General features: G+C 62.3%; 8 protein-coding genes and 1 pseudogene. 4 read left to right on the top strand and 5 right to left on the bottom strand.

Going from position 1 to position 8643, the window contains the following annotated elements; translation table 11 throughout:
• Positions 1–118: 118 nt before the first annotated feature.
• Positions 119–1132: a hypothetical protein gene (locus HB676_RS33540; RefSeq protein WP_213742804.1), complete on the bottom strand. Its 1014-nt coding sequence runs from the start codon at positions 1130–1132 to the stop codon at positions 119–121.
• A 289-nt stretch (positions 1133–1421) separates the two neighbouring features.
• Here HB676_RS33540 and HB676_RS33535 point away from each other — a divergent pair, with 289 nt between their 5' ends.
• Positions 1422–2213 (top strand): SDR family oxidoreductase, encoded by a 792-nt coding sequence (locus tag HB676_RS33535; protein ID WP_213742803.1) that lies wholly within the window; start codon positions 1422–1424, stop codon positions 2211–2213.
• A gap of 133 nt (positions 2214–2346) precedes the next feature.
• Here the strand turns inward: HB676_RS33535 and HB676_RS33530 are convergent, their stop codons facing one another.
• Both HB676_RS33530 and HB676_RS33525 read right to left on the bottom strand, forming a co-directional pair.
• Positions 2347–2562 (bottom strand): hypothetical protein, encoded by a 216-nt coding sequence (locus HB676_RS33530; protein ID WP_213742802.1) that lies wholly within the window; start codon positions 2560–2562, stop codon positions 2347–2349.
• 343 nt (positions 2563–2905) lie between these two features.
• Positions 2906–3034 (bottom strand): annotated as a pseudogene (locus tag HB676_RS33525) (LLM class flavin-dependent oxidoreductase); the annotation flags it as partial.
• 144 nt (positions 3035–3178) lie between these two features.
• Between HB676_RS33525 and HB676_RS33520 the strand changes: the two are divergent.
• Positions 3179–4690: an amidase family protein gene (locus HB676_RS33520; RefSeq protein WP_213742800.1), complete on the top strand. Its 1512-nt coding sequence runs from the start codon at positions 3179–3181 to the stop codon at positions 4688–4690.
• Positions 4691–4760: 70 nt separating this feature from the next.
• Positions 4761–5342 (top strand): TetR/AcrR family transcriptional regulator, encoded by a 582-nt coding sequence (locus tag HB676_RS33515; RefSeq protein WP_213742799.1) that lies wholly within the window; start codon positions 4761–4763, stop codon positions 5340–5342.
• A gap of 67 nt (positions 5343–5409) precedes the next feature.
• Here the strand turns inward: HB676_RS33515 and HB676_RS33510 are convergent, their stop codons facing one another.
• On the bottom strand, positions 5410–6438 hold the full coding sequence (locus tag HB676_RS33510) for an LLM class flavin-dependent oxidoreductase (RefSeq protein WP_213742798.1): 1029 nt from the start codon (positions 6436–6438) through the stop codon (positions 5410–5412).
• A gap of 237 nt (positions 6439–6675) precedes the next feature.
• Positions 6676–7626, bottom strand: coding sequence for an alpha/beta hydrolase (locus HB676_RS33505; protein WP_213742797.1), 951 nt, complete (start codon positions 7624–7626; stop codon positions 6676–6678).
• 184 nt (positions 7627–7810) lie between these two features.
• Here HB676_RS33505 and HB676_RS33500 point away from each other — a divergent pair, with 184 nt between their 5' ends.
• Positions 7811–8590 carry a lytic murein transglycosylase gene (locus tag HB676_RS33500; RefSeq protein ID WP_249780583.1) on the top strand — a complete coding sequence of 260 codons (780 nt, stop codon included), beginning with the start codon at positions 7811–7813 and terminating at the stop codon, positions 8588–8590.
• Positions 8591–8643 lie beyond the last annotated feature (53 nt).

Raw genomic sequence — 8643 nt, 5'->3', positions numbered from 1 at the left:
GGGGTCGCGCGAATGCGCGCCCGATGACAGGCTCCGCGTGCCCACCGTCTTGCATTCATCATGCTTTATTATGGTGTGCACGGCGCAAGCGCGCCTTTGCCCACCCTACGATCTTAGATCATCGCAGCGGCAATGGCGGTCGCACCAGCGGGCCGCCGTCTTCGGCGGTAGTCGCGGCTTGCGGTTGCGGCGCAGGCTGCGATAGCGGCGGCGGGGCAGGGGTGGCGGCCGATGGCGGCGGCAAGGTGGAAGCCGCTGCGGGTGCCGACGGCTGGTAGACTTGGTAGACCGGCTTCGGTTTTCGCACCGGTGCTGGCACCGTCGCCGCGGCTGGCTTTGGCGGCAGCGTCGCGACCCGCGGTCGCAGGCCTGGATCAGACGATTTGGCAACATCGCGTGCCATCTGCGCCTGGCTGGCCTTGAGCTGCTCGATGCTGGCTTTGAGCTGCTCGATCTGTTGACCCATCGTGGCGATGTCACGCGCCATCGATTGCGTCGAAGGCCCCGATTCGGCAGTTGGGTTGGCCGCCGATGCTGGCGCGGCAGTGTCGGACGCCTGATCCGGTGGTGCGCTCGCCTGATCTGCGGTTGCGGTCTGTACCGGCGTTACGTTTGGCTGATCGGCGACCGGCGATGGTTCGGCCGGCGACGGGGCTGCGCGAACAAAGGGCGGCAGCCAGCCCGCGATCGTCTGCTTGGCTGGGAGCCAGGCCGCGATGATCTGTTTCGCATCATCGCCGTGATGGGTCCAGAGCGCGGCGGCCATGGCGCTCACAAGCGCGAACAGGAATCCGACGAAAGTGTTTCTCACCAACCGGCCAAATGCCGATCGCTTGCCTGCAGCCTTGGTGTGATCGGCCGCCGCGGCGCGAAACGTCGTATCGAGCGTGGGGCTCGGCGCGACAGCAGAAAATTTGGGTTGAACATCCGCCCGCTGATGCGCGAGCCGGCTTAAGGCCTCGTACACGGGATCGACAGGCGTATTGTCCGTTCGCGGAGCGCCTGCGCGTACCGCGTCAGCGCGTGGAGCCTCAGGGCGTGCAGCGTCCGGGCGTGCGGCCAGAACGACGTCAGGCTCGATCACGAAGATGTCGTGCGGATCGGTTTCATGCACTGTCAGCGCGGATTGCATTGGCGGTCCCCGGTTGGTCCGATGTCGCCCGTATAGGGTGAACGGCGGACTTGCGCACCCTCGATGATCCCTGCCCAGCTCCAAACGGCCAGTCATGTTTGACCAAAGCAAGGCAATGGTATGGAGAGGTTGGGGCGGCGAATGGTCAGCAATTGTGCAGGAATCGCGGGAACCAGGGTTGCATGAACCGGGAACGGTTGCTGTTGCCAGCATCCGCCGAACCGTGGCACGGAACTTCCCTGGTTTTTGACGCACCCAAAAAAAATCTCGAGACAACGGATTTGACACCATGACGCAACCGCTTCGATCGGCGCTTATCACCGGCTCCAGCGCCAGCGGCGGGCTCGGTCTGGCCGTCGCGGAAGGCCTGGCGGCGGCCGGTTTCAGCATCGTGCTGCACGGGCTCGAAGAAGCCGCGGCGATTGCACCGGTGGCGGCGGCGCTGGCGGCCCGCCACGGCATCGGCGCGGTCTATTGTCAGGCGGATCTCACCGACCTCGGCGCGGTGGAGCGGTTGATGAAATTTTCCGCCGACGCGTTTGGGGGACCGGATGTGGTCGTCAACAACGCGGTGGTGCGGCACTTCGCGCCGCTCGAAGAATTTTCGATGACCGATTGGCAGCGTGCGCTGGCGGTCAACCTGACGGCGCCGCTGCGGATCATCCAGCTTGCGTTGCCGGGTATGCGTGCGCGCGATTACGGCCGAATCATCAATCTCTCTTCGCCCTATTCGCATCGCGCCGCGCGCAATCGCGTCGATTACGTCACCACCAAAACCGCCATCCTCGGGATGACGCGTACGGTCGCGCTGGAAACCACCGGCACCGGCATCACCTGCAATGCCGTCGGTCCGGCCACGTTGCCGACGGACGCAATCTATTCCCGGATCGATGCGATGGCCGCGGCCAAGGGGCTGTCACGCGAGGAGGCGGTGCGCGAATACATGAAGGAGCGCCAGCCCAGCGGCCGCTTTGTCGAACTCGCCGATGTCGCCGCGATGATCGTGTTTCTGTGCAGTCCAGCCGCACGCGACATTACTGGCACCGTGATCCCGATGGATGGCGGCTGGTCGGCGGCCTAGCTTCTATCGCGACACTGGAGCGTTTTCGAGCGAAGTGGATACCGGTTCGCGTGAAGAAAACGCATCAAATCAGAAGATTAGAGCCCGGTTCTGATTCAATCAGAACCGATAAGGCTCTAATGCTCAGCGAGCCTTATGCGTCGCTCTTGGGAATGTATTTTCCCATTACGCATTTGTATCGCTGCAGAGTCCAATCATGATACGGACCATTGGCGAGCCATTCGGCGATACCGATTTGTCCATTCACCTGACAGGCCGTCATGGTGATTCCTGATTGTTCACTGGTGGTGACAACTTTCTCCATGCAGAGCTGGGCATGGCAGAGAACGGCGACGAGAGTAACGAGCATAGGTGCCTTCGTTGGTAAGAAAAACCCGGTCGGGCAGGGCTATGCAGGGTTCGTGCCACGGTAGGCGTGCATCACGGCCCGATGACGTGGAAGTTACGTTGCTCTGTGCTGTCAGGAACTGATTCGGCAGGTGTTTCTACGGGGGCATTTAGCCGGTTTTCTGTCCTGCGAGATTCGCGATAGCGCCATGCGACTTTGACAGGTGTCATTCCGGGGCGATGCGAAGCATCGAACTCCAATGTGCTCTTGCACATTGGAGAATCTCGAGATTCCCCGATGCGCAATTGCGCATCTGAGGTCTGGTCCTTCGGACCATCCCGGAATGACGGGGAGAGAGTCAGTTTCAAGCCAGCATTTCCCGCACCAGCGGAATTACCTTGCGGCCGTAGAGCTCAATGTAGCGCATGATCTTGTCGTGACGCAGCGCGCCGGCGCTGTACCTCATGTCGAAGCGTGAAAAACCGAGTGCCTCACGCTTATGTGTTCGCGGACAGGGCGTCGCCGCGAGAATATCCATTGAAGTACGATCGTAATTTTATATGATGATCGTAATTTAATATATCATCTGTCCCTGTGCGGGAGCGGTGATGCAATCTCAGATTGTCGCGAGGATTTCATGGACGTCACCGTTGCCACTTCCCGCCACATCGCATCGCAAGCAACCTCGGATATTACCTTTCTCGGGCTCGCAGCCGCCGCTGCAGCGATTCGTAACGGCGAGATCACGTCCGAGGCCTACACCACGGCGCTTCTGCAGCGCGCTCAATTGTTTGCCGACCTCAACGCCTTCATCACTATCGATCAGGCCGCTGTGCTGGCAGCCGCGAGGGATGCGGACAAAGCGCGTGTGGCCGGATCGACGGCACCGCTGCTTGGCGTGCCGCTCGGTGTGAAGGACAGCTATTTGACGAAAGGGCTGCCTACCAGCCTGGGTCTCGGCAGCCTCGCTCATTTCGTGCCGCGCGAAGATGCGGACGCTGTCCGAGCCATTAAGGGGGCGGGCGCCTTGATCTTCGGCAAGAATAACCTCGTCGAGATGTCTTACGGTTTGACCGGTCACAACGCACGTTTCGGCCAGGTAAAGAATCCGCACGCAAGAGATCGCGTGTCGGGCGGCTCTTCGAGCGGCTCTGCCGCATCGGTGGCCGCTGGCCTCGTTCCCGCGTCCTTGGGCGGTGACACCGTTGGGTCAATTCGGGTGCCCGCATCGTTCTGTGGCGTCGTGGGATTCAAGCCGACCACCGGACGTTGGCCGCGCAACGGCGTTGCCCCGATCTCCCATACGCTCGACACGACAGGCGCATTCGCCCGAAGTGTAGAGGACTGCATTTTAATGGATCAGGTCGTCACTGGTGAACAGACTGCCGAGTTCTCCGACAGCGGCTACGACATGAAGGGAGCCCGACTGGCCTTCGCGCCGCGACAGTTCCTTGATCTGGTGGACTCGGAAGTCGAGACCCGCTTTCGCGAAGTGGTTCGACGATTGCAGGACGCGGGGGCCGAGGTCGTTGAGGTAGACCTTGGCGACGATTTCAATGCCCTCATCCAAACCGCGACGTGGGGCATCTTCGCTCATGAGACGATGGACGCAATTTCGGAATTCCTTCGCCGCCATGACATTCCGACAACGTTCGAGGCGATTTACGAGGGGCTTAAGCCCCAACTTCGGCAGGCGTGGGGACACATCGTATTGCCGGGCGGTGCAGGTGCTACCTCGGCAGAGGCCTATCAGACCGCGCTCAATGTGAGCCGGCCGGAAATCCAGCGTCGCCTCGACACGGTGTTCGTCTCTCATGGGGCGCTGGTCATTTTGCAGCCGACCACGCCCTGCACGGCGCCTTTGATCGAGGAGCAGTCGACCGTCCATATCGCGGGGCAGGAAGTCAGCTACCTCGCTTTGGCGAACCACACCGTGTCGGCGAGCAGCGTAGGCCTGCCGGGTATCAGCCTTCCCGTCGGCTCGTCTCGCGATGGGCTGCCGATTGGCCTTGAACTGGACGCTCCCCTGGGGAGCGACCGTCCGCTTCTGAACCTTGCCCGCGGGATCGAACGCGTCTTGGGCGTCAAGTCCTTGGGCGCCAAATCCTTGGGTGCCAAGTCCTTGGGTGCCAAGTCGATTGCGATCTAATGGCGTGACTCCTTCGCTTGGCGAAGCTGCCGCCTGAAGCTTACGGGATTATTGGTGGAGTGGAGAGAAGATGCGTTTCGAGAAAGGTCATAAGGCAGCGACGCGACGGCACATCGTCGATGTGGCGTCGAAGTGCTTGCGCCGAGACGGCATCTCCGCCGCCGGGATCGCCGGGATCATGGACGAAGCCGGCCTGACCAAAGGGGCATTCTCTCCGCACTTCGAGTCCAAGGACGCGCTCGTTCGCGAGGCGCTGGCGAGCGCGCTCGTCGATCAGCAACATCGCTTCGATGAAGATCAGCGGAAGGGCCTCGATCTTGAGGGCGCGATCCGTAGGTACCTGAACCGCGCTCACCTCGAAGACCGGGCAGGTGGGTGCCCCTCAGCGGCGTTGCTCCCCGAAATTTCCCGCCAGCCCCTGTCCACGCGGCAAGACTACGAGAAAGAACTGCGAAGCTACATTTCGACTCTCGCAGCACTGCTTTCTGACGCCGGTTCTGCAGCGAGCGGCCGCCGCGCGACCGCCATCTTCGGCCTCATGGTAGGCACCCTCCAGTTGGCGCGGGCCGTGCCCACCGCTGCCCAGGCGGAGCGGATCCTGGAAGGCGGCGTTGAGGCTGCGTTGCACTTGGCGCGAGCTCCATCTTCATAAATTAGAAGGCCGGAACGGCTCCCCAGTTCGATGCTGCGCATCGCCCCGGAATGACACCCATTACCCTTTAGGCCAGCATCTCGCGCACCAGCGGAATTACCTTGCGGCCGTAGAGCTCAATGCAGCGCATGATCTTGTCGTGACTGAGCGCGCCGGCGCTGTACTTCATGTCGAAGCGTGAAAGACCCAGCGCCTTGGCGGTCGCCGCGATCTTGCGCGCGACGGTCTCGGGCGAGCCGACATAGAGCGAGCCCAGATTGGCTTCCTGGTCGAATTCCCGGCGCTCCATCGGTGGCCACCCGCGCTCCTTGCCGATCCGGTCGCGCATCACCTTGTAGTCCGGCCACAGTTCTTCGCGCGCCTGCTCGTCGGTGTCGGCGACGTAGCCCGGCGAGTGGACACCGATCGGCTGCACTGGTTTGCCGATCTGGGCGTAGGCCCGGTGATACAGATCGACATAGGGCGCAAAGCGTGTCGGGTCGCCGCCGATGATCGCGAGCATCAGCGGCAGATCGTACCGCGCGGCACGCACCACCGATTCCGGGCTGCCGCCAACGCCGATCCAGGTTTTCAGCGCGCCATGCTCGACTTTGGGAAAGACGTGCTGGTTGGACAGCGGCGGACGCGTGGTGCCGCTCCAGGTCACGCCCTGTTGGGTCAGCAGCGCGGCAAACAGATCGAGCTTCTCCTCGAACAGCCTCTCATAATCGCGCAGCTCAAAGCCGAACAGCGGAAACGATTCCGTAAATGAGCCGCGGCCGAGAATAACCTCGGCACGTCCGTTCGAAACCGCATCGAGGGTCGAGAAGCGCTGAAACACCCGGATCGGATCGTCTGAACTGAGCACCGTCACCGCCGACCCCAGCCGGATGCGGGTGGTGCGCGACGCGATCGCCGCCAGCAGCACCTCGGGAGACGAAATCGCAAAATCGGCGCGGTGGTGTTCGCCGACGCCGATGAAGTCGATGCCAAGGCTGTCGGCGAGTACCGCTTCCTCGACCACGTCGCGCAGCACCTGCGCCTGCGCCAGCGGGACGCCATCGGCGCCGTTGGTGACGTCACCGAAAGTATCGAGACCTAGTTCGAGAAGTGCCATATTCAGTCCATTCCGTGGGCGGGGCCGTGCGATATCCAGTGGATATCGCACGGCCCACAGAACGGAAATAGCCCATAGGCCGCGCAAATGCGCGGCTGATGATCAACTCCGCGTATGACGTTGGATAAGCTACGCCGCCCGCCGTAGCCCGGATGAGCGAAGCGACATCCGGGGCCTTCGCCTTCTCGATCCCGCATGTCGCTTCGCTCATGCGGGCTACCTGCTACAGCCGTCCGCTCAATTCGTCTTGGCAGCGGCGCGAACGAAATTTGCAAGTTCGCTGTTGAAGCGCGGGGCATCTTCGTAGAACGGGGAATGGCCGATCCCCTCATAGACCGAGAGCTTGGCGCCGGGAATCACCGAAGCCGTATACTGGCCGGCGCCGAGTTTGGCGTTGCGGTCCTCGGCGCCGTGCGTCACCAGCACCGGCAGTTTCAGTTTGGACATCATCTCGGTGGCGTCGAGCGGGCGGCCGCTGAGACCGGCGCGCACCTTGGGCAGCACCATCATATTGAAGGCAAGCATGGTCTCGTAGTCATCGGCGGTCGGCTGTTTGGAGAAACAGCCGTGCAGGAAAGCGCGCGTCGCGGTGATGTTGGTGACGAGATCTTCCGATCCCATCAGCGGTAAATTCTTCAGATTGTCGCCGATCAGCGCGGGATCGACCTTGATCGGCGCATCGACAAAGTTGATCCCGGCGAGTTTCTCTGCGCCATGGGTCGCGAGATAATCCGAAATCACCCGGCCGGCATAGGACCAGCCGACCAGCACCGGGCGCTTCAGCCCGGCGGCGTCGATCACGGCCTGCACCTCGTCGCCCCAGGCTTTTGAATTCCGGTAGCTCGCGGGATCGAGCGGCTTGTCGGAATTGCCGTGGCCGCGCAGATCGTAGGTGATGATGCGGAATTCCTTGGCGAGGTCGCTGTCGGCCTGACGCATCCAGGACAGATGACTTTGCGAGAAACCGTGGATGAACAGGATTTCCGGGCCATTCGGATTGCCCCATTCCTGCGCCGAGATGGTCAGTCCGTCAGGTGTCTTCACCGCGATGGGCTTGGACTTGGCCGGGTCGGCAAAGACCGGCTGTACGGTGGCGACCAGCAACGCCGCCGCGATGGTGCTGGCGACAAGACCACCCACGCGCAATGTCTTGGACCTAGAAGTCTCGGACCTAAAAGTCTTGGGCATCGAATTCTCTCCCGTTTTTTCTTTATGTGAGGGTGAGCCTAGCATGGGTAGTGAGGCGAGTTAAGCCGCGGCAAATTTGTTCGCTGTGCGAAATCTTGCCGACGAGGCCGCCGGCATCTGCTATCCCTTGGCGAATCCGAACGCTGCGAAAGGGAGTGTTGAAATGACCGGGAGCCGGACGCCAATGAGGATTACTTTCGCAGCCATCATGGCGCTCGTGTGTCTCGGCACCCAGGCCAATGCCGCCCAATGCGGCAGCGGGCCGGGCGGTTTCGAGGCCTGGAAGCAGGCGTTTGCGGAGGAGGCACGGGCAAAGGGCATGGGCGCGGCCAGCATCGCCGGCCTGATGCAGACCAATTATGCGTCGGCGACCATCGCTGCCGACCGCGGCCAGCGCAGTTTCAGTCTCTCGCTGGAGCAGTTTCTCGCCAAGCGGGGCGCGCCGGCGATTGTCGCGCGCGGCCGCAAGATGAAGCAATCGCAGGCCGCGCTGTTCGCCTCGATCCAGCAGCGCTACGGCGTGCCGCCGGGGCCGCTGATCGCGATCTGGGGCATGGAGAGCGGCTTTGGCAGCCAGCGCGGCAATCAGAACATGCTCTCCTCGATCGCGACGCTCGCTTATGACTGCCGGCGGCCGGAATTCTTCACCGACCAGCTTTACGCCGCGATGCGCCTGATCGATCGCGGCACATTGTCGGCGTCGACGCGCGGCTCGATGCATGGCGAGGTCGGCCAGACCCAATTCATGCCCAAGAACATCCTGGCCTATGGCACCGGCAATCTCGACGTCGCTGCCAATGCGCTGAGTTCGACCGCGAACTTCCTGAAAGCGCACGGCTGGCGCGCCGGCGCGGGGTATCAGCCCGGCGAGCCGAATTTCGCCGCCATCGAAGCCTGGAACGCCGCGGGCGTCTATCAGCGCGCCATCGCGTTGATGGGGAGGCAGATCGATGGGGGCGAGTAGGGGCTGATGGTTCGAGACGCCGCTTCGCGGCTCCTCACCATGAGGGAGTGAGT

Origin of the sequence: Bradyrhizobium sp. dw_411, assembly GCF_018449695.1 — a bacterium.
Taxonomy (GTDB): Bacteria; Pseudomonadota; Alphaproteobacteria; order Rhizobiales; family Xanthobacteraceae; genus Bradyrhizobium.
The sequence above is the reverse complement of the archived record's forward strand: the minus strand, read 5'-3'. Positions and strand labels throughout refer to the sequence as shown.

Bases quoted from the DNA above. Each gene is read 5' to 3' on its own strand.
- HB676_RS33540 (WP_213742804.1), bottom strand. From the start codon at position 1,132: ATGCAATCCGCGCTGACAGTGCATGAAACCGATCCGCACGACATCTTC.
- HB676_RS33520 (WP_213742800.1), top strand. From the start codon at position 3,179: ATGGACGTCACCGTTGCCACTTCCCGCCACATCGCATCGCAAGCAACC.
- HB676_RS33515 (WP_213742799.1), top strand. From the start codon at position 4,761: ATGCGTTTCGAGAAAGGTCATAAGGCAGCGACGCGACGGCACATCGTC.
- HB676_RS33500 (WP_249780583.1), top strand. From the start codon at position 7,811: ATGAGGATTACTTTCGCAGCCATCATGGCGCTCGTGTGTCTCGGCACC.
- HB676_RS33530 (WP_213742802.1), bottom strand. From the start codon at position 2,562: ATGCTCGTTACTCTCGTCGCCGTTCTCTGCCATGCCCAGCTCTGCATG.
- HB676_RS33510 (WP_213742798.1), bottom strand. From the start codon at position 6,438: ATGGCACTTCTCGAACTAGGTCTCGATACTTTCGGTGACGTCACCAAC.
- HB676_RS33505 (WP_213742797.1), bottom strand. From the start codon at position 7,626: ATGCCCAAGACTTTTAGGTCCGAGACTTCTAGGTCCAAGACATTGCGC.
- HB676_RS33535 (WP_213742803.1), top strand. From the start codon at position 1,422: ATGACGCAACCGCTTCGATCGGCGCTTATCACCGGCTCCAGCGCCAGC.